General features: G+C 43.1%; 18 protein-coding genes and 1 riboswitch. Of the genes, 15 read left to right on the top strand and 3 right to left on the bottom strand.

Translation table 11 applies throughout. From position 1 onward, the window contains the following. A partial coding sequence (locus ACKVDP_RS08325; protein WP_409228350.1) for a transposase occupies positions 1 to 517 on the top strand: 517 nt, incomplete at its 5' end. A 193-nt stretch (positions 518 to 710) separates the two neighbouring features. Here the strand turns inward: ACKVDP_RS08325 and ACKVDP_RS08320 are convergent. From ACKVDP_RS08320 to ACKVDP_RS08310, 3 genes are read right to left on the bottom strand one after another with little or no spacing between them, the layout of a single operon-like run. Then, a complete protein-coding gene (locus tag ACKVDP_RS08320) occupies positions 711 to 1,736 on the bottom strand; it encodes an electron transfer flavoprotein subunit alpha/FixB family protein (RefSeq protein ID WP_409228349.1) in 1,026 nt (341 codons plus the stop codon). Between the two features lie 13 nt (positions 1,737 to 1,749). Next, the gene (locus tag ACKVDP_RS08315) at positions 1,750 to 2,538 is read right to left on the bottom strand and encodes an electron transfer flavoprotein subunit beta (protein ID WP_409228348.1); all 789 of its coding nucleotides are present in this window, start codon (positions 2,536 to 2,538) and stop codon (positions 1,750 to 1,752) included. Between the two features lie 12 nt (positions 2,539 to 2,550). Further along, the gene (locus ACKVDP_RS08310) at positions 2,551 to 3,690 is read right to left on the bottom strand and encodes an acyl-CoA dehydrogenase (protein WP_409228353.1); all 1,140 of its coding nucleotides are present in this window, start codon (positions 3,688 to 3,690) and stop codon (positions 2,551 to 2,553) included. A gap of 320 nt (positions 3,691 to 4,010) precedes the next feature. Between ACKVDP_RS08310 and ACKVDP_RS08305 the strand changes: the two genes are divergently transcribed. From ACKVDP_RS08305 to ACKVDP_RS08240, 14 genes are all read left to right on the top strand, one after another. Continuing rightward, positions 4,011 to 4,691 carry a hypothetical protein gene (locus tag ACKVDP_RS08305; RefSeq protein WP_409228347.1) on the top strand — a complete coding sequence of 227 codons (681 nt, stop codon included), beginning with the start codon at positions 4,011 to 4,013 and terminating at the stop codon, positions 4,689 to 4,691. A 140-nt stretch (positions 4,692 to 4,831) separates the two neighbouring features. Then, positions 4,832 to 4,945, top strand: a riboswitch (FMN riboswitch). A 76-nt stretch (positions 4,946 to 5,021) separates the two neighbouring features. Then, a complete protein-coding gene (ribD, locus tag ACKVDP_RS08300; protein WP_409228346.1) occupies positions 5,022 to 6,119 on the top strand; it encodes a bifunctional diaminohydroxyphosphoribosylaminopyrimidine deaminase/5-amino-6-(5-phosphoribosylamino)uracil reductase RibD in 1,098 nt (365 codons plus the stop codon). Positions 6,120 to 6,125: 6 nt separating this feature from the next. Continuing rightward, the gene (locus tag ACKVDP_RS08295) at positions 6,126 to 6,776 is read left to right on the top strand and encodes a riboflavin synthase (RefSeq protein ID WP_409228345.1); all 651 of its coding nucleotides are present in this window, start codon (positions 6,126 to 6,128) and stop codon (positions 6,774 to 6,776) included. 13 nt (positions 6,777 to 6,789) lie between these two features. Beyond that, positions 6,790 to 8,001: a bifunctional 3,4-dihydroxy-2-butanone-4-phosphate synthase/GTP cyclohydrolase II gene (locus ACKVDP_RS08290; protein WP_409228344.1), complete on the top strand. Its 1,212-nt coding sequence runs from the start codon at positions 6,790 to 6,792 to the stop codon at positions 7,999 to 8,001. Further along, positions 8,002 to 8,463: a 6,7-dimethyl-8-ribityllumazine synthase gene (ribH, locus tag ACKVDP_RS08285; RefSeq protein ID WP_409228343.1), complete on the top strand. Its 462-nt coding sequence runs from the start codon at positions 8,002 to 8,004 to the stop codon at positions 8,461 to 8,463. 11 nt (positions 8,464 to 8,474) lie between these two features. Further along, positions 8,475 to 9,137, top strand: a complete 663-nt coding sequence (locus ACKVDP_RS08280; RefSeq protein ID WP_409228342.1) for an HAD family hydrolase — start codon at positions 8,475 to 8,477, stop codon at positions 9,135 to 9,137. Between the two features lie 95 nt (positions 9,138 to 9,232). Further along, positions 9,233 to 9,547, top strand: a complete 315-nt coding sequence (locus ACKVDP_RS08275; protein ID WP_409228341.1) for a cupin domain-containing protein — start codon at positions 9,233 to 9,235, stop codon at positions 9,545 to 9,547. Positions 9,548 to 9,703: 156 nt separating this feature from the next. After that, on the top strand, positions 9,704 to 10,987 hold the full coding sequence (locus ACKVDP_RS08270) for a chloride channel protein (RefSeq protein WP_409228340.1): 1,284 nt from the start codon (positions 9,704 to 9,706) through the stop codon (positions 10,985 to 10,987). A gap of 151 nt (positions 10,988 to 11,138) precedes the next feature. Continuing rightward, positions 11,139 to 12,218, top strand: a complete 1,080-nt coding sequence (locus tag ACKVDP_RS08265; RefSeq protein ID WP_409228339.1) for a hypothetical protein — start codon at positions 11,139 to 11,141, stop codon at positions 12,216 to 12,218. Positions 12,219 to 12,257: 39 nt separating this feature from the next. Further along, on the top strand, positions 12,258 to 13,520 hold the full coding sequence (locus ACKVDP_RS08260) for a hypothetical protein (RefSeq protein WP_409228338.1): 1,263 nt from the start codon (positions 12,258 to 12,260) through the stop codon (positions 13,518 to 13,520). A 217-nt stretch (positions 13,521 to 13,737) separates the two neighbouring features. After that, positions 13,738 to 15,105 (top strand): PhoH family protein, encoded by a 1,368-nt coding sequence (locus ACKVDP_RS08255; protein ID WP_409228337.1) that lies wholly within the window; start codon positions 13,738 to 13,740, stop codon positions 15,103 to 15,105. Between the two features lie 118 nt (positions 15,106 to 15,223). Beyond that, a complete protein-coding gene (locus ACKVDP_RS08250; RefSeq protein WP_409228336.1) occupies positions 15,224 to 16,996 on the top strand; it encodes an SLC13 family permease in 1,773 nt (590 codons plus the stop codon). A 103-nt stretch (positions 16,997 to 17,099) separates the two neighbouring features. Then, positions 17,100 to 17,573, top strand: coding sequence for a MarR family winged helix-turn-helix transcriptional regulator (locus ACKVDP_RS08245; protein WP_409228335.1), 474 nt, complete (start codon positions 17,100 to 17,102; stop codon positions 17,571 to 17,573). A 19-nt stretch (positions 17,574 to 17,592) separates the two neighbouring features. Then, positions 17,593 to 19,344: an ABC transporter ATP-binding protein gene (locus tag ACKVDP_RS08240; protein WP_409228334.1), complete on the top strand. Its 1,752-nt coding sequence runs from the start codon at positions 17,593 to 17,595 to the stop codon at positions 19,342 to 19,344. Positions 19,345 to 19,346 lie beyond the last annotated feature (2 nt).

The following is a 19,346-nucleotide window of genomic DNA, read 5'->3' as shown; positions in this document are numbered from 1 at the left end:
GAATGACATCGGCAAACACCATAACATGGTGAAAGTGGACGATGTGGAAGCACCCTACTACTTGTGCGCTGATGGGAGAAAACTCTTACATGAGAGGACAGAGTTAAGAAGGCAGGGAAGCTTGGAAAGATCATTTGAGGTGTATGCCAGCAAGGACTGTAGTGGGTGTGAGTTCAAATCCCAATGTCTCTATCAATACGACGAAGAAAAGGACTACAACAAAAACAAAATCATGAAGGTCAATGAGGTTTGGGAAGAACTTAAAGCGAGATCCCACGAAAACATACAAAGTGAAAAGGGAATCCTTAATCGACAGATACGCTCAATTCAAACAGAAGGACATTTTGGGGACATAAAAGAGAATGACAAGTTCAGACGATTCAATTACCGTTCCTCTGAAAAAGTCTACAAGGAATTTATGCTGTATGTTATTGGACGCAACCTTAACAAATATCATAGATTCAAAATCGGGAAAATTAGAGAATTCGAAGGAAAAACTGCAGAAAAAGCAGCATAAGAAAAAATCGAATTTCAAGTCTAAAACCCTTGTTTGCTGTACCCAAAAACAAGCCCCCAAAAGACAAAAATAGAACCCAGCAGGATTAAAGGAGTATTGAAAAGCCTTTTGCCTTGCGGGTTCTATTAATTTTACTTTTACGGGGTCCAAATCAGCTATTTACCGACAGCCCCTTTTAATTATGCTCTTATGATTAATATGGTCTTTCCCTGTATATCTTGATTTCCTCTGTTAACAGTGGAAGTATCTCAAGGGCATCTCCAACAAGACCGATATTTGCCACGCTGAAGATTGCAGCCTCCGGGTCCTTGTTGATGGCTATGATGTAGTCAGACTTCTCCATTCCTGCCAGGTGCTGTACAGCTCCTGAAATTCCACAGGCTATGTAGACCTTGGGACGGACGGTTTTCCCAGTCTGACCAACCTGATGGTCCTTTCCTATAAATCCCTTGTCAACAGCTCCCCTGGAGGCACCAACCTCGGCTCCGATCATCTTGGCACATTCCTCAAGAACGTGGAAGTTGTCCCCGATACCCCTTCCTCCTGAAAGGATGATATCCGCCTTGGTGATGTCAACTGCCATATTGTCCCTTTGTAGTACCTCAATAAGCCTAACCTTGTCATCAATATGATCGATACTGACTTCCCTCTTGTCAAACTGAAACTCTCTAGAAGTATCCTTGTGAATGGGCTCCATAACTCCTGGCCTAATTGTTGTCATCTGAGGTCTCTTTGTCTCATTGATGATTGTCCCAAAGAGGTTTCCTCCAAAGGCAGGTCTTGTAACATACAGAAGTGCCGACTCCTTGTTTTCAGGGTCAAAATCAAGCTTTGTTGCATCAGCTGTCAGTCCTGTGTCGCATCTTGCCGCAATCCTTGGGGCAAGATCCCTTCCAAGGACTGTTGCAGGTATCAGAATAATATCAGGCTTATCATTTTTTATAACATCCATAAAAAGTTCTGTGTAGATTTCCGTGCTGTAGTGCTTAAGTTTTTCATTGTGCAAGAAGATTACCTTGTCTGCACCATAATGACCAGCAATCCTTGCAAGCTCATCCGAATGGTCTCCTATGACCACTCCAACCACCTTGTAGTTAAGAGAAGGCCTGTCATTGACAAGTCTTACTGCCTCTCCAAGTAGCTCGAGGGATGAATCATGGATCTTGTTTTCCCGTTCCTCGCAGAAGACATAAATATCTTTGTATTCAGCTATGTTCATATTCAATCCCTCCTTATTTCCCTATAAAGTTCATATCCATAAGTATCTCTGCGACCTTACGTGCCGAGGCCTTGCCGTCCAGGTTCAGTATATCAGAATTCGAGTGGACCTCCTTGGTGAAGGTCTTCTTGACCTTGGTAGGTGAACCCTTAAGTCCAATGATTGCAGGATCGATGTTAAGATCGTCAAATGTCTTTATGGTGACATCCTTTTCAAATGCATGACTGATTCCCATGACCCTCATGTATCTTGGTTTGGCAATTGTGCTCAAGGTTGTTATGACACAGGGAAGTGGGCATTCAAGAACCTCGTAGTTGTTTTCAAGAGCCTTTTTTACAACAATTTTTTCCTTTGAAAATTCCAGGACATCATCAATATATGAGATTTGTGGAAGACCAAGCTTTTCAGCTGTCTGGGGTCCTACCTGAGCCGTATCTCCATCGATAGCCTGCCTTCCCGCAATAATAAGGTCGAAATCTACCTGCTTGATATATGCAGCCAATGTATTTGATGTCGCCCATGTGTCAGCGCCTGAGAACTTCCTATCTGTCAACAGGACAGCATCATCTGCTCCCATGGCATATAGCTCCCTCAGCATGTTTTCAGCCTGGGGGGGACCCATGGTTACAGCGGTTACCTTGGCACCGTATTGCTCCTTAAGCCTAAGCGCTACCTCCATGCCAGCCAGGTCATCTGGGTTTGTGATTGTGGGAACACCCTCCCTTATGAGGGTACCCTTTTCCTTATCTATCTTCATTTCCGTAGTATCCGGAACCTGCTTCAACAATACAAGTATATTCATGACACACCTCCGTTATCTTAAGATTTTGCTTGCAATGACCATTCTCTGTACTTCGGAAGTACCTTCGTAGATTTCAGTGATCTTTGCATCCCTGAACATCCTCTCAACCGGGTAATCCCTTGTGTAGCCGTATCCGCCGTGAAGCTGGATTGACTTAGTGGTTACCTCCATGGCAACCTCTGAAGCAAACAGCTTGGCCATTGCAGCCTCGGAGCTGTAGTTCCTGTTCATGTCCTTGGTATAGGCGGCTCTGTATACCAGTAGTCTTGCCGCATCTATCTTTGTCTGCAGATCGGCAATAGTGAACTGTGTGTTTTGGAAAGCTGATATGGGCCTTCCAAACTGCTTTCTCTCCTTTGTGTATTTCACGGCCTGATCAAGGGAACCCTGTGCAATACCAAGGGCTTGGGCGGCGATGCCGATTCTCCCGCCATCAAGGGTTGACATGGCTATCATAAAGCCCTTTCCCTCAGGTCCAAGAAGATTTTCCTTTGGCACCATAACATCCTTGAAGATCAGCTCTGTTGTAGAACTGCCCTTGATTCCAAGTTTGTGCTCGGTTTTTCCTATGGAGAAGCCCTCCATGTCCTTATCCATTATAAAGGTTGATATTCCCCTGTTACCCTTTGTCTTGTCCGTCATGGCAAAAACCACGTAGGTGTCAGCATAACCACCGTTTGTTATAAATATCTTTGTTCCGTTTATTCTGTAAAAGTCCCCTTCATCAACTGCCACCGTCTGCTGCATGGCTGCATCTGTTCCCGCATTTGGCTCTGTAAGACCGAATGCTCCAAGCTTTTCACCTTTTGCAAGAGGAATAAGGTACTTTTGTCTTTGTTCCTCAGTTCCATATGTATAGATGGGGTTGCATGCAAGTGAAGTGTGAGCTGATACTATAACACCTGTTGTTCCGCAAACCTTCGAAAGCTCCTCAACAGCCAGTATGTAGGACAGATTGTCACCGTCACCACCACCATACCTGCTGTCAAAGGGGATACCCATCATACCGATTTCGCCCATTTTCCTGACTGTTTCCTCTGGAAATCTTTCTTCTTCATCCACATCTGCGGCTATTGGTTCAACCTCATTGATTGCAAATTCCCTGAAAAGCTTCTGCATCATTGCCTGCTTCGGGCTAAGGTCAAAGTTCATTCCATTGTTCAAATAAATCCACTCCCTTCCTGTAAGTTAAATAATTAACATTAATCTTCAAAAAAATATCGCCACCAAATTTGCTACCTACAAATTCTATTATAGAGCACCTTGAATATAAATCAAGGTTTTCGGTCAAATTTTGATAAAAATTTAGCAAATAAATCATACATGAGTATACTCCAGTAATAGATCATGCATTCATCATTTCAGTGGAATGCTATGTAAATCTAAAATCAACCTGCTGGCATAATCTTTCCTATGAGGGGTAAAAAACAACTGAACAATTATAGTTATAATTTAAAGACGGGGTGTATGCAATGAGAAGACCATGGAAAAATGGATTAATAATATTATCAGTGGTGGTAATTGGGGCAATGATAACAGCATGTGTCCCAGAGGAGGAATTATCTGCCCCAATTGAGGAGCCTGCCGAAACCCTTGAGGATATTGCGGAATCACAATCTGAACCTGATAGTGAGTCATCAGAGGAAGTGGTGGAGCTTTGCTCCATTGATAACAACGAAAGCGCCCTTTTAAAGCAGCTGGCCTTTATTCATGAGGGTAAGACCATAACAATCGGAGACTACGCAGATGAGGTGAAAATGGAGAGTCTGTTTGGAAAAGCATCTGATATTAAACAGCATACCTACTCCAAGGATGACGGAAGAAACATGGATCAGCTTATTGGTTTGACTGAAAAGGAATATTCATATGATGGCCTTGTCATTAAGACCATCGAGGAAAAGGACAATATGGAGCCCTTTATATTCAGTGTGGAAATAGCTGATTCAAAATACCAGACCTTGAGAAAAGTCAAGGTTGGTGACAGTTATGAGGTTTTGAGGGAATCATATCCAGAGGGAGTTCTTCTTGGAGGTGAGCTAACTGATCAGGATGATATTTACAGATACGAGCCCTTTGATTATGTCAATGTGATGAACTTCCACATAAAGGATAGGAAGATTGAAAGCATTGCCATAAGTCGACTTCTGGATTAAGAGACTGGTGCCGGGAATGAGACTCAATTGTAATAAAAAATTGAAAACGTTCAATTGCAATAGCTTTTGCGGACTTAGGTTTGACATAATTCTAAATTGACAAGCATCCATATTAATGGTATAGTTTTTTCAAACTTAATATTGATCTTCAGGGCAGGGTGAAATTCCCTACCGGCGGTAAAGCCCGCGAACCGTAAGGTTGATTCGGTTAAATTCCGAAGCCGACAGTAAAGTCTGGATGAAAGAAGATTGTTTTTAATTCAAAATATGATTTTGGATAGTTCAAGCCCTGATTTTTAATCAGGGCATTTTTGTGTTCAAGGAGGTCTTATGGACGAAAGATATATGGAATACGCATTGGAACTGGCCGAAAAGGGATCCGGTTTTACAAATCCCAACCCTCTTGTGGGAGCGGTAATTGTAAAGGATGGAAGGATAGTTGGGCAAGGGTATCATCAATACTACGGCGGCCCTCATGCAGAGGTTAATGCCTTCAAAAATGCGAAGGAAGATGTTGAGGGAGCTACAATGTATGTCACCTTGGAGCCCTGCTCACATTATGGCAAGACTCCTCCATGTGTTGATGCCATTGTAGAAAAAGGAATCAAGAGGGTTGTAATAGGAATGGAGGATCCAAATCCTCTGGTATCTGGTAGGGGAGTCAAGATCCTTCAGGAGGAGGGCATTGAGGTTGTAACTGGGATTCTTGAGGACAGATGTAAAATACAGAATGAAATCTTCATAAAATATATAACCACTAAAAAGCCATTTTGCATATTCAAGTCCGCTATGACCTTGGATGGCAAAATTTCAACCCGGACGGGAGATTCCAGATGGGTGAGCGGCGAAGAGTCAAGGGAGCATGTACACAGGTTAAGGCAGAGGGTTGCTGGAATTTTGGTTGGAGTAGGCACTGCGATTGCCGATGACCCCATGCTGACCACTAGACTTGATGGGCAGAGGACTAAAAATCCCATTCGGATCATAGTTGACTCTAAGGGGAAATTACCCACCAAATCAAAAATTGTGGAAACCTCTGGACAGGTAAGGACAATACTTGTCACAACGGACCAGGCACCTGAGGAAAAGCTTGAAGCACTTGCGGACAGGGGACTGGAAATAGTAAAGTCTCCAGTCAAGGAAGGCAGGGTGGATATAGCTCACACCTTGTCAAGACTGGGTGAGATGGGAATTGACAGCATATTGGTGGAAGGTGGAAGCACCATTGGATATTCATTCCTGGAGGATGGATTGATAGATAAGGTCCTTTTCTTCATCGCTCCAAAGCTAATAGGGGGAGATGAATCAAAAACCCCTCTCGGTGGCAAGGGTATAGACCTTATGAGGGATGCAATAGACCTTGAGAGGGTGGAGATGCAAATGTTTGGTAAAGACATACTGGTAACAGGTTATCCCGTAGGGAGGTGATTGAAATTGTTCACAGGAATAATTGAGGAAATAGGGACTATAAAAGCCATAACAAAAAGTGAAAAGGCCGCAAGGATCAGCATTGATGCTACAAAGGTACTGGAGGATGTAAAGCTTGGAGACAGCATCTCAACAAATGGCGTGTGTCTAACGGTTACAGATTTTTCAAAGAGTAACTTTACTGTGGATGTGATGGCGGAAACCATAAGAAGAAGCAATCTGGGGCATTTGTCACCTGGAATGGAAGTCAACCTGGAAAGGGCTCTAAAGGCAAGCGACCGGCTGGGAGGTCATATTGTAAGCGGTCATATTGACGGCACAGGAACAATTGTTGACCTGAAGAAGGAGGACAATGCCATTTGGGTAACCGTTGCTGCTGAGAGAGAGCTGCTTAAGTATATAATCTCCAAGGGATCCATAGCGATTGACGGTATTAGTCTTACAGTGGCCTATGTGGATGAAAGTGTATTCAAGGTATCCATCATTCCACATACAAAGGAGTACACAACCCTTCTTTACAAAAAGGTTGGGGATGTTGTCAATCTGGAGTGTGATCTTGTAGGTAAGTACATTGAGAAGCTTATGTCCTATGGAAAGAAAGAAGACAGGGGCAGTAAAATAGACATGGATTTTCTGAAAAAAAATGGATTTGTGTAAAGGAGAAGATAAGATGGCAAATTTCAATACAATAGAAGAAGCGATTGAAGACATAAGGGTAGGGAAAATGATTGTTGTTGTAGATGATGAAGACAGAGAAAATGAGGGAGACCTGTTGATGGCAGCAGAAAAGGTCACTCCAGAGGCAATTAACTTTATGACCAAGTACGGTCGCGGACTGATCTGCATGCCCGTAACTGGAGACAGACTTGAAGAGCTTAGCATATCCTACATGGTGGACAGAAATACGGATTCACACCAGACAGCATTCACCGTTTCCATAGATGCCTTGGAGACCACAACTGGAATATCTGCCTATGAAAGAGCATTGACAATAAAGAAGGTTCTTGAGGAAAATTCCACAGCATATGACTTCAAGAGACCAGGTCACATATTCCCCCTGAGGTACCAGGAAGGCGGGGTTTTGAGGAGAGCAGGGCATACTGAAGCAGCTGTGGACTTTGCTAAGCTGGCAGGACTGTATCCTGCAGGGGTCATTTGCGAAATAATGAGTGATGACGGAACAATGGCCAGGGTCCCTGAACTTATGGAGTATGCCAAGGAACACGACTTGAAGATTGTTACAATAGCGGATTTGATCTCCTACAGAAGACACAAGGAAGTTCTCATCAAGAGGGCGGCAGAAGCAGAGCTGCCTACAAAATACGGTGACTTCAGGTTGGTGGGCTATGAGAATGTACTCAATGGAGAGCACCATGTGGCACTTGTAAAGGGAGATGTTTCAGATGGTGAGCCAGTTCTTGTAAGGGTCCATTCAGAGTGTCTCACCGGGGATGCTTTTGGCTCATTGAGATGTGACTGTGGAGAACAGTATGCACACGCAATGCAAAAGATTGAGGAAGAGGGTAGGGGAGTTCTTCTCTACATGAGACAGGAAGGAAGAGGTATAGGTCTGATAAACAAAATCAGAGCCTACTCGCTTCAGGATCAGGGAATGGATACAGTGGAGGCAAATCTTGCTTTGGGATTCAGTGAAGACCTTAGGGAATATGGAATCGGAGCACAGATACTTGCTGACCTTGGAATAAAGAAGGTCAAGCTGATGACAAACAATCCAAAGAAAATAAAAGGACTGTCAGGATATGGAATAGAGATTGTGGACAGGGTTGAAATTCAGATGAACCACAATGAAAGAAATAAATATTATCTGCGAACCAAGAAGGACAAAATGGGTCATATATTAAAATTCAAGGAGGACAAGTAAATGAAAATCTATGAGGGAAATCTGATTGGTAAAGGCTTGAAATTTGGAATAGTTGTAGGAAGGTTCAATGAATTTATAGGCTCGAAGCTCCTTGGAGGAGCCATAGATGCATTGAAAAGACACGGTGTTGAGGAAGACAACATTGAAGTTGCATGGGTGCCTGGGGCATTTGAGATTCCATTGGCTGCCAAGAAAATGAGCACTTCAGAAAAGTATGACGGGGTGATTACCCTTGGAGCCGTCATTAGAGGCTCCACTCCACACTTTGACTATGTATCCAGTGAGGTTACAAAAGGGGTTGCTCACGTTTCGTTAGATTCAAATGTACCGGTTATTTTTGGGGTTCTAACTACCGATACAATCGAACAGGCAATTGAAAGAGCGGGAACAAAGGCTGGAAACAAAGGTTATGATGCCGCAATGACGGCAATTGAAATGGCTAACCTCTTGAAGCAGATCTAGGGGAGGATATCATGCCCTTGAGAATGGAAAATGTCAGAACAATATTTCTCGACTATGACGGGACTTTGCATAACAGCATGACCATATATGCGCCTGCCTTCAGGAAGGCTTACGAGAATCTTGTAGACAAAGGCCATGCTGAACCAAAATCCTGGTCAGAGGAAGAAATATCAAAGTGGATAGGTTTCAATCCCAAAGAGATGTGGGAAGAGTTTATGCCTGATCTCAGCAGGGAAACAAGGGATGCCAGCAGTGAACTGATAGGCAGAGAAATGAATGAGCTGATTAAGAAAGGCTACCCTAAATTATACGAAAATACCATTGATACCCTGGAGTATCTAAAGGATAAGGGATATACCCTCGTGTTCTTAAGCAACTGCAGGAAGGAATACATGGAGAACCACAGGAAGCTATTCAGTCTGGAGAAATATTTTGACAGTATGATCTGTTCGGAGGAATATGGATTTATACAAAAGCAGGACATATTGAAAACCGTAATTGAAAATTACCCAAAGGAAAGGGTAATGGTCGGTGACAGGAAAAAAGACCTGGATGCAGGTAGGGCCAGCGGTATATTTACCATCGGTTGCAAATACGGATTTGGATCAGAAGAGGAACTCACAGGTGCTGATTTGTTGATAGATGATATCTCTGAACTGAAGAATATATTCTAGCATAGGATAGAAGACATTATTCTGTAACATGTGTTACGGAATAATGTCTTTATTCATGCTATAATGAAGCCATTAATAAATTTGGAGGGAATAGAATGATAGAACAGGTATTTAATTATTCAACGTCTGATGACTTTGCAGTGGAAAAGCTGATATTCGATGACAATATCAACTACATCCACATGGTGTTCAACAAGGATGAAGGACTACCAGAGCACTTCTCAAACTCAAACGTATATATGACTGTTGTTAGGGGAACGCTGTCAATCGGTTTGGGGGATCAGGAGGTACACAGGTATCCAAATGGAAGCATCCTGAAGATCCCAGTGGACATAAAGATGAATGTAAAAAACAGGGATGAAGAGACACTGGAGCTTATTGTAGTCAAGGCACCGGCACCGGTTAAGTAGAGCAATAGCCACTTCGATTGAATTTCGGAGTGGTATTTTTTGCAAAAAAATTAATTATGTATTTTCCTTAATAATCGTTGCAAAACACCTTTGTTGGCTATAAAATAGACAAATATCAAATTTTAATGATAAATGGATTAACACAAGGAGATGATTATGGGCAAGATACAGGATTACGTGGGAAAGTACATGATAAAATGGCTTTTTGTAGCCACATTGGTTGGAATAGGTGGTGGGGTGTTCGCATCCATACTAAAGAAATCAATTAGCTTTGTGTCAGGATTTGGAGATATGTTTCCAGTATATCTGGCACCTGCCATAGGTGGAATAATACTTATTTTCATATACAAATGGGACAAGATGGCAGCAGGCTTTGGAACGGACCATTACATATGCGAGGTAAACCAAAAAGAAGACTACATGAAATGCAAGAACCTGTTCAGCAAGCTGCTTGCAACCTCGGTTACCCTTGGCTTCAAGGGAAGCGGTGGGGTAGAGGGACCAATGCTTGTTATGGGTGGTGGAATTGCTGAAATTATTTCAAAGATTCCCTTCCTATCAAAGTTCTTTGATGCCCATGATAAGAGGGTCCTTACAATATGCGGGGCAGCAGGTGCAATCGGTGCAATATTCAGGTCGCCTCTGGGTGGTGGAATATTTGTAGTGGAGATTCTATACCACTCATCTCTTCATTATGGAGATCTCTTTCCCGCCATGTTGTCATCGACCATGGGTTTTATCGTATACAGCATGATATCAAGCTCAACACCTCTGTTTGAGATACCCGACTATGTTCCAGATGTATACAACATACCTTGGTTTATACTCACGGCCATTGTTGCAGGCATCGTATCAATAATATTTATGAAGGTGTTCACATACATTAAGGGAACTTTTGACAGCATGCCCTACAAGACATTTCATCCTGTAATAGGGGGTGCTCTTACAGGTGTTGTGATAATATTCTTCCCTGAGGTATCTGGACTTGGAAATGAAATGATTCAAAGCTTGGTTGATGTTAACTTTCCCATTACCTACCTTGTAATGCTTCTGGTTGCAAAGATGCTTGCCGCATCCTTTACAATTGGATCTGGAGGAAGTGCAGGTCTTGTAATTCCTGCTCTGTTTATCGGGGCAATTGCAGGTAATGGTGTGACATGCTTGATTTCAAATGGTGGAGATGTGGCACTTGGGTCCTCCCTTGTGATTGCAGGGATGGCAGCCAGTCTTGCCAGTATTGCCAATGTGCCAGTGGCAGCTGCGATTATGCTTGTTGAGATGGTCGGACTAAGACTGGGAGTACCTGCAACAATAGGAAGCATAATTGGTTATGCAATTGGCCATTCACAGGTAATCTACGGAATAACCTGTCCAAATGAGTGGCAACACTCGGAACTGTCAAAGCTTAAGAGATTTGATGCGAATACGGAGAGTCACTGATAAAGGGGAATCTGATGGGAATCAGGTTCCTTTTTTGGTGGGTGCATGTTACAATTGTGTCACAAGGGGTGAAGATATGACCAACAAGATAACAAAAAGAGTACTTAGTTTTATCCTAGCAATAACTCTAATCATATTGGGAGTTTACCTAATGGGATTTAGACTAAAAGAGGAACCAACCGACTCAAACATGGCATCACATTTCATATTTGACTACTACACAGGTAGCATAAGAGGAAGGGTTGATGGTTCTGCAAAGCTGGATAAGCTTAGTAGCCAAATGGATAAAGATGCTTTTAAAGATGCAGTTGATAGAGGTCTAATATCAAAGGAAGGAATCGCAGGAAATGGATTCCTGGAGGAAATAGACACAAACCAAGTCACCTTGTCTAATGCATACGATAAGGGCCAGGAGAAGACCTTCAAGTACCAGACCAGTACAAGTTTAAAACTTGGTGAGGATTCCATTCATACAGTAAGATTCAATGGTGAGATTAATGTTGGAGACCAGAGTGGAAGCTGGTTTGTAACAGGCTTTAATCCTGACTTTGAAAATATAGAGGTAATGACCACCTACGGAAGGTCCTATATAAGAATTGCTAATAGAAGCCATGAATCCATTAAAGAGGCTAAGGTTACATTTGATGGGATTGATCAGACCTTGCACCTGATGGGAGATGAAAGGGTCATTCAAATACAAATGCCATCAAACAGAGAGCAAATTTTTTCGGTTGAAGTGGTCTTTGAAGATGGACTTACGGTCATGAACCAGTTTGATGGGGATTTTTCTGATGGGAAGAATGTTGACCTTGTAGTTCAAGAGAATGAAAAAGGCCAGCTGGAAATAACTCATGCCTCTGTTCTTACAGGTATTACAGATGAGCTTAGGGAGATGGATTACTTACCTGACAGGCAGCTTGTGGAATATGAAGTCAGCAAGCTTTTGGAAGGGCGACCAATCCTAAAGACTGAAGCGGATGACAATGATAGCAGAAGCGCAATAATCAGAGCGCTGGCTGATCATTCTTTAAGATATACCACTGTGGAAGAAGTCGATTTGAATGAGCTGGAAGAATATTATCGCATAGATGAGTACAGTACACTTAGTGGAGATGTTAGATATTTCAGTATTTTCATGGAGAATGATAGATACATCCTGCAAAGAGAGGATGGAACTGCTACGGAGATATCAGGTGAATCGTATAAGGGAATAGTGAACTTGTTGGATTGATTATAGCTTAGTCCTTAGGTAGAGAAAGGAGAGGTCCAAATGATACTAAGATCAAAAAGTAAATATCTGGTATTAATTTTTTCATTATTTGGAATAATGACATTGACAGGCTGCAGCACGGGTCCAGAAGGTCCAGAGGAAAAGGCTGAGGCTTTTCTTAATGAATACTATACAGTTCAGGAATCGGAACTGGCAGACTTCTTCTATGAGGAGGTTGCACTACCCTACGATCCTAAAATGGAAGCTATGGAGGCCTTTGAGGAGTTTGGGAAAATGGTGGAGGACAAGTACGGGCCCTGGATGACTGAAAGAGGCTACCAAGAGGCCTTGGCAAACAGGTTTATTCCTGGGGTTGAAATGTCTGTAGAGAGAGCCTACAAGATTATTACCGCACAATCTGTTGCCCTTATGGATGAAGAGGAGTATCAGGATGGGCGGATGTATTACGCCTATGAAGTGGATGTCCAAATCCAGCTTGAGGATGGGGATTTGGAAGTCATACCAGTCACAGGCGAGCTTGTAATGGAGGAAGTCCAGGAGGAATGGAAGGTTGATGTGTTCAGGCCGAAGGCAGAGGGCTTGCAGGACCTTATGACCTTCGGAGTGTCCAATCTCAGAATCACCAACTGGGATGTTGAGGACATGGTCGGTTACGTGGAGGTATCCTGGGAAGGTGGCACAGGCGGAGCTGTAAATGCCGATGGAACGGCAATGGGCCTTGGAGAAACCTTTTCCTTTAGAATGCCCAGTGAGGAAAATCTTCTCTTTAATGTAAAACTGTTTGACTTGGGGGATAAGGTTCTGGTTGAGTATGGATTTGAAACCAACTTCTCCTCAGGAAGAAATTTTCAGCTTTATATAATGTGGGATTCAGAAATGGAGAATGTGGTTCTATCCGAGTCATATGACAGTGCAGTAATAGGTGGCGCCGATGGTCCCACTGATATTGTGGTAGTTGAAGAGGAAGGAGAATTTCAGCAGACAATTCAGTACACCCTGCAGAAGGTTGTAAAGGGTCAGGTGGAAAGAACCGTCCAGATTGCAGACAGTTGCTCCGCGGATATCGTAACCGGGGTGGTCATGGACCATATGCTAAGGTCAGCGGCCTGGGAAGGGATTGATGTTAGGGAGCTTGATGAATACTATATCCTGAGTCAAACCCTTGCTGAAGAAGGGGAAACAAAGGAAAGCTATATCTACATTGACCAAGGGGAAATATTCTACCAGGGTGGTCTTGACGGAAGAAGATCAAATATAAAAGAGGAGAGCTATGAGAGCATAAAGAGCTTCTTTGATTATTAGAAGAAAAATAACACAAAAAGAACCGGTCCCAATGTGTTGCAAAGTGTTGCGACGGAGGGAGCCGGTTCTTTAATATTTTTGTGACATACAATATATAGTTGTTTTTTACACCAAATTAACAATAATATACAATTTATTGATTTAAAACTTATGCTGAATATAGTATAATGTAAATAGGAAGTTTAATACGGTAACTAAATAAAACGGAGGTCGGCCCATGAAAAAAACCTATGTGCTTGACACTAATGTTATCATTCAATCCCCTGCCGCTCTGTATTCATTCGAAGACAACAGGGTAATTCTGCCGGTTGCGGTCCTGGAGGAGCTTGACAAGCATAAGAACGACGATGCTGAACGGGGTGCCAACTGCCGACAGGCAATTAGGTTTCTTGAAAGCTTAAGGACAAAGGGAAGTCTGTATGATGGAGTGATGCTGGATACAGGTGGAATGCTGAAGATAGAGACCAACTATACCTCTGTACAGATACCAGACGGATTCCATGGTGATACCTGTGACAACAGAATTCTTAAGGTATGCAAGGGTCTTATGGAAAGCGGAGAAAAGGTCATACTTGTAACCAAGGATATAATAGTAAGACTTAAGGCCCAGATGATGGGTGTACCTGCTGAGGATTTCACTACTGAACAATCTCCTAACTTTGAGGCACAATACACAGGGAGGATGGATGCGTATATTAGCGATAAGGCCATGGGTGAGTTCAAGAGGAAGGGAATCAGTCCTGAAAATGCATTTATCATGAAGGGCTTGGAAAGGGTAAGTGTTGATCCAGTTCCAAACCAATTCTTTATTCTTCATTCGGAGACAAATGAAAAGAGGACACTCCTGGGAAGGTTTGACGGAAACATGATAATCCCCCTATGGAGTCTTAATGAGGAACCATTTGGTGTAAAGCCAAGGAATGTGGGACAGAGATTCCTCCAGGAGGCACTTATGCAGGATCCTGAAACAGCTCCCCTTGTAATAGTAAAGGGAACAGCTGGAACTGCAAAGACATTCTATTCTCTGGCGGTTGGACTTCAGCATACATATGAGCCTGCCTCAAGAAGGTACAGAAAGATCCTCATCACAAGGCCAAATGTCCAGTTTGACGAGGACATAGGCTTTCTTCCCGGAACTGAGGAGGAAAAGATAGCACCTTACCTAAGACCAATCATAGATAACCTGGAGATACTGGTGGACAGGAATGACAATGAGCGTTACAAGAATGAAAAGCAGCTGAGGGACAAGATAGATGAGCTCTTCTACCGACAGGTTATTGTGGCAGAGGCCATGAATTTTATCAGGGGCCGGTCCATCACAAACACCTACCTGATAATTGATGAGGCCCAGAATCTTACGCCAAAGCAGGTCAAGGGAATTGTAACTAGGGTTGGAAAGGGGACAAAGGTGGTACTTCTTGGAGATCCCCAGCAAATTGACCATCCTCTTCTTGATGAAAGGACAAATGGACTGAGCTATGCATCTGAAAAGATGAAGGGAAGTCACCTTTGCTTCCAGATTACAATGCGCTCTGACGAGTGTCTGAGGTCAAGTCTGGCACATGATGCTTCAACTAGGATGTAATTTAATAGGTTAGTATTATTGCCGGCATTGATGAAGGAAGTTTCATCAATGCCGGTTTTTGGTATATATTTGAAATAGAGAGCAAGTAATTGAAATTCACTGAATGGAGATGACCGACATGTCAAACGAGGTATATATGATATTTGGACTGATAATACTTATGCTGCTCTTCTTTATTTGGGGGAAGTGGCGGTATGACATAGTTTCCCTTGTAACTCTTCTGATTGCAAGCCTGGTTGGCCTTGTTCCAATGGAGGAGGCCTTCCAGGGCTTTGGACATCCAGCAGTAATTACTGTGGCAGCGGTCCTGGCTGTCAGCAAAGGGCTTATGAATGCCGGTGTGGTTGATTTTATGGCTAGATATCTCCTGAGGCTTGGAGATAATATAATGGTCCAGATGACCTTTCTTGTTCTGGCCGTTACAATAAGCTCAGCGTTTATGAACAATATCGGTGCCTTGGCTCTTATGATGCCTGTTGCCATAAAGATGGCCAGAAAAAACAATAAGTCACCTTCAATATTTCTTATGCCGCTCGCCTTCGGCTCACTGCTTGGAGGAATGACAACACTTGTGGGAACACCACCTAATATAATCATCTCTACCTTCAGAGCGGATTATACTGGAGATGCTTTTGGCATGTTCGATTTTTCACCAGTAGGAGGTGCAGTTGCTGCTGCAGGGATCGCATTTATCCTTTTGATAGGCTGGAGGCTTATTCCAAAGAGGGCAGGGGGTAAGTCCGATGAGGACCTCTTTGAGATCAAAGACTACATAACTGAGCTGGTAGTTCCTGAGGAATCGGAATACGTCGGAAAGACTATTGATGAGCTGGAAGAGACCGTAAAGGGTGAGCTTAAGGTTGTTTCTGTAATAAGGAAGGGAAGAAATATGGCAGCACCTTCACTTAAGCTTTCTTTGGAGAAGGAAGACTCCATAATAGTTGAGGCCACAGCGGGAGAAATTCAGGAAATCCTTGATGCAACTGATCTTAAGCTGGCGGACTCCGACAAGCTTTCACAGGAGGATATCAAGACTGATGAAGTGGAAATTATGGAGGCTGTGGTAATGACCAATTCATTTATTATTGGAAGAACTGCAAAATCCATGAGGATTAGGAGCAGGTATGGGATAAACATCCTGGGAGTTGCAAGAGAGGGTGTAAGATTAAGCAAATCTCCTGATTCAGTAAAATTTATAGTTGGTGATATACTTCTATTGCAGGGGCCACCTGAAACCTTGACAGAAATAATCACTCAATGGGGTTGCCTTCCCCTTGCAGGACGTGGAATCAGTCTTGGAAAACCAAGGAGGCTATTTTCAGGCGTCCTAATTTTCGCAGTTGCATTGACTCTTACAGCACTTGGGTTAATTCCGGTGCAGGTTTCGTTTATGGCAGCTGCTGTGGTGATGGTTCTTGGGAACTTCATCTCCCTTAAGGAGATGTATGAAAGCATAGACTGGTCTATCATTGTTCTATTGGGTTCAATTATACCTGTCAGCAGAGCCCTTGAAACAACAGGTGGAGCTCAGTTAATTGCCGAGAGTGTATTGGGGCTTGCAGACAGGCTACCCGTGTGGGCCATGGTACTGGCGGTGCTTGTAATATCAATGACCCTGTCCGATATAGTCAACAACGCAGCCGCAGTACTCATTATGGCACCGATAGCCCTGGAGATTGCAGGAGGACTTTCGGCCTCCCCGGATGCCTTCCTTATGAGCGTTGCAGTGGGTGCATCCTGCTCGTTCCTTACTCCCATTGGTCATCAGTCGAACACATTGGTCATGGGACCTGGGGGATATAAGTTTGGAGACTACTGGAGAATGGGCCTTCCCTTGGAAATAATTGTGGTGGCTGTTGCGGTTCCCATGATAATGCTTGTGTGGATGTAAAGGATCATAGGGTTTTACTATTGACAAATAAATAGGTTAGGATATATAATGTTGGAGGTCAAACTGTTAGACATCCAACATTATTTTTTTAACGGAGGAAAACATGAAAAAGAAAACAGTAGGAATGGAGCTTCGCTCCCTTAATAACCTCATAAAAAGATACATTGAAAATTCAAAGCATTTCCAGTATGCAAAGAAAATTACAGGAACCAACGGGTGGATAATCGCATATCTTTTTGAAAACGAAGGAAAAGATGTTTTTCAGAGGGATTTGGAGGAGAGGTTTACAATAACCAGGTCCACAATTTCAAAGGTACTGAAGCTGATGGAGCAAAAGGGACTGATCCAAAGACTTAGCGTTGAGGAGGATGCCCGACTCAAGAAAATAGTCCTGACGGACAAGGCAAGGGAAATCCACCAGGCGGTCAAGGAAGACCTGATGAGCATTGAAATGTGCCTTATGAAGGACTTTACACCAGAGGAGAAGAATCAGCTATTCACATTTATTGATAGGATGAAGGGCAATATGGAGGGCTCCTTTGAGGGCCTTGAGGATGAGAAATCCTCAGATCAATAATAATCATCGGAGGAAAGTTATGATAAAGACATTGGCAAAAAGCATAAGGGAATACAAAAAGAATTCCATACTTACACCTCTTTTTGTTATGCTGGAGGTATTGTTTGAGGTAATGATACCATTTATTATGGCAAGGCTCATCGACCAGGGAATTGATGCAGGAGACATGGGTGTAATATTAAGACTGGGCATGCTTCTACTTGCAGCTGCTTTGATAGCACTGACCTTCGGAGCACTTTCCGGTAGAACTGCAGCCATTGCATCAGCTGGATTTGCAAAGAATCTGAGGCAGGACATGTTCTACAACGTTCAGAATTTTTCCTTCTCAAATATTGACAAGTTCTCAACATCAAGCATTATAACAAGATTGACAACTGATGTTACAAATGTCCAGAATTCATACCAGATGCTGTTAAGGATGGCGGCAAGAAGCCCCATAATGCTTACGTTTTCCCTTGTTGCAGCATTTAGTATCAACAGACAGCTTTCACTTATTTTCCTTGGAGCAATGCCAATACTTGGCATTGGACTATTCTTTATTATCAGGAATGCACACCCCATATTCAGACAGGTTTTCAAGACCTATGACAAGCTGAACAATGTTGTACAGGAAAACCTTAGAGGAATAAGGGTGGTCAAGGCATATGTAAGGGAAGACCACGAAAGAGGTAAATTTGAAGAAATCTCACAGGAGATTTATGAGAAATTCACAAAGGCTGAAAAGCTGCTGGCATTTAACATGCCCTTGATTCAGTTCTGTATGTTCGGGTCGATGCTGATGCTTTCGTGGTTTGGAGCAAGGGCCATAGTGGCCTCTGGTAACAATGCTGCAGTTGGGCTTAGCACCGGTCAGCTTATGAGTCTTATGACCTATACCATGCAGATACTTATGAGTCTTATGATGCTGTCCTTTGTTTTTGTAATGATAACCATATCAAGGGCATCCGCTGAAAGGATTGTGGAGGTTCTGGATGAGGAGACAGACCTTAGTAACAATGCCAGTCCAGTTTATGAAGTGAAGGATGGAAGCATAGAATTCCAGAATGTCAGCTTCTGTTATTCGGACAAGGCTGACAAGATGGCACTTAGGGATGTAAACCTTAGGGTTAGATCAGGTGAGACCATTGGAATAATCGGAGGAACAGGCTCCTCGAAGACTAGTCTCATACAGCTGATACCAAGGTTATACGATGCTTCCAAGGGAGTCGTGAAGGTTGGAGGCAGGGATGTAAGGGATTACGACCTTAAGACCCTAAGAGACCAGGTTGCTGTGGTTCTTCAGAAAAATGTACTATTTTCAGGGACAATTAAGGAAAACCTCAGATGGGGAGATAAAAACGCAAGTGATGAGGAAATCAAAAGGATGGCAACACTTGCCCAGGCGGATGAATTCATTCAGGAATTTCCAAACAATTACGACACCCATATCGAGCAGGGGGGAAGCAACGTTTCCGGAGGCCAGAAGCAAAGGCTTACCATAGCAAGGGCCCTGCTCAAGAAACCGAAAATAATTATACTGGATGATTCCACAAGTGCTGTGGATACAAGGACAGATGCCCTTATAAAGAGAGCCTTCATGGCTGAAATTCCAGACACCACAAAGATCATAATAGCCCAAAGGGTAGCATCTGTTCAGGATGCCGACAGGATTGTGGTGATGGATGACGGAGAGATAAAGGCAATAGGAACACATGATGAGCTTCTTGTAGATAGTGATATCTACAGGGAGGTTTATGAGTCACAGGTGAAGGGAGGGATGGCAAGTGCCTAAAC

This window comes from Gudongella ferriphila, assembly GCF_046224405.1.
In the GTDB taxonomy this organism is placed as follows: domain Bacteria; phylum Bacillota; class Clostridia; order Tissierellales; family Tissierellaceae; genus Gudongella.
This window is presented reverse-complemented; position numbering and strand designations above follow the sequence as displayed.

Excerpts from the sequence above, each read along its gene's own strand:
- ACKVDP_RS08260 (WP_409228338.1), top strand. The coding sequence starts at position 12,258 with ATGATACTAAGATCAAAAAGTAAATATCTGGTATTAATTTTTTCATTA.
- ribH (WP_409228343.1), top strand. The coding sequence starts at position 8,002 with ATGAAAATCTATGAGGGAAATCTGATTGGTAAAGGCTTGAAATTTGGA.
- ACKVDP_RS08270 (WP_409228340.1), top strand. The coding sequence starts at position 9,704 with ATGGGCAAGATACAGGATTACGTGGGAAAGTACATGATAAAATGGCTT.
- ACKVDP_RS08310 (WP_409228353.1), bottom strand. The coding sequence starts at position 3,690 with ATGAACTTTGACCTTAGCCCGAAGCAGGCAATGATGCAGAAGCTTTTC.
- ACKVDP_RS08290 (WP_409228344.1), top strand. The coding sequence starts at position 6,790 with ATGGCAAATTTCAATACAATAGAAGAAGCGATTGAAGACATAAGGGTA.
- ribD (WP_409228346.1), top strand. The coding sequence starts at position 5,022 with ATGGACGAAAGATATATGGAATACGCATTGGAACTGGCCGAAAAGGGA.
- ACKVDP_RS08305 (WP_409228347.1), top strand. The coding sequence starts at position 4,011 with ATGAGAAGACCATGGAAAAATGGATTAATAATATTATCAGTGGTGGTA.
- ACKVDP_RS08280 (WP_409228342.1), top strand. The coding sequence starts at position 8,475 with ATGCCCTTGAGAATGGAAAATGTCAGAACAATATTTCTCGACTATGAC.
- ACKVDP_RS08275 (WP_409228341.1), top strand. The coding sequence starts at position 9,233 with ATGATAGAACAGGTATTTAATTATTCAACGTCTGATGACTTTGCAGTG.
- ACKVDP_RS08250 (WP_409228336.1), top strand. The coding sequence starts at position 15,224 with ATGTCAAACGAGGTATATATGATATTTGGACTGATAATACTTATGCTG.
- ACKVDP_RS08265 (WP_409228339.1), top strand. The coding sequence starts at position 11,139 with ATGGGATTTAGACTAAAAGAGGAACCAACCGACTCAAACATGGCATCA.
- ACKVDP_RS08255 (WP_409228337.1), top strand. The coding sequence starts at position 13,738 with ATGAAAAAAACCTATGTGCTTGACACTAATGTTATCATTCAATCCCCT.
- ACKVDP_RS08240 (WP_409228334.1), top strand. The coding sequence starts at position 17,593 with ATGATAAAGACATTGGCAAAAAGCATAAGGGAATACAAAAAGAATTCC.
- ACKVDP_RS08245 (WP_409228335.1), top strand. The coding sequence starts at position 17,100 with ATGAAAAAGAAAACAGTAGGAATGGAGCTTCGCTCCCTTAATAACCTC.
- ACKVDP_RS08320 (WP_409228349.1), bottom strand. The coding sequence starts at position 1,736 with ATGAACATAGCTGAATACAAAGATATTTATGTCTTCTGCGAGGAACGG.
- ACKVDP_RS08315 (WP_409228348.1), bottom strand. The coding sequence starts at position 2,538 with ATGAATATACTTGTATTGTTGAAGCAGGTTCCGGATACTACGGAAATG.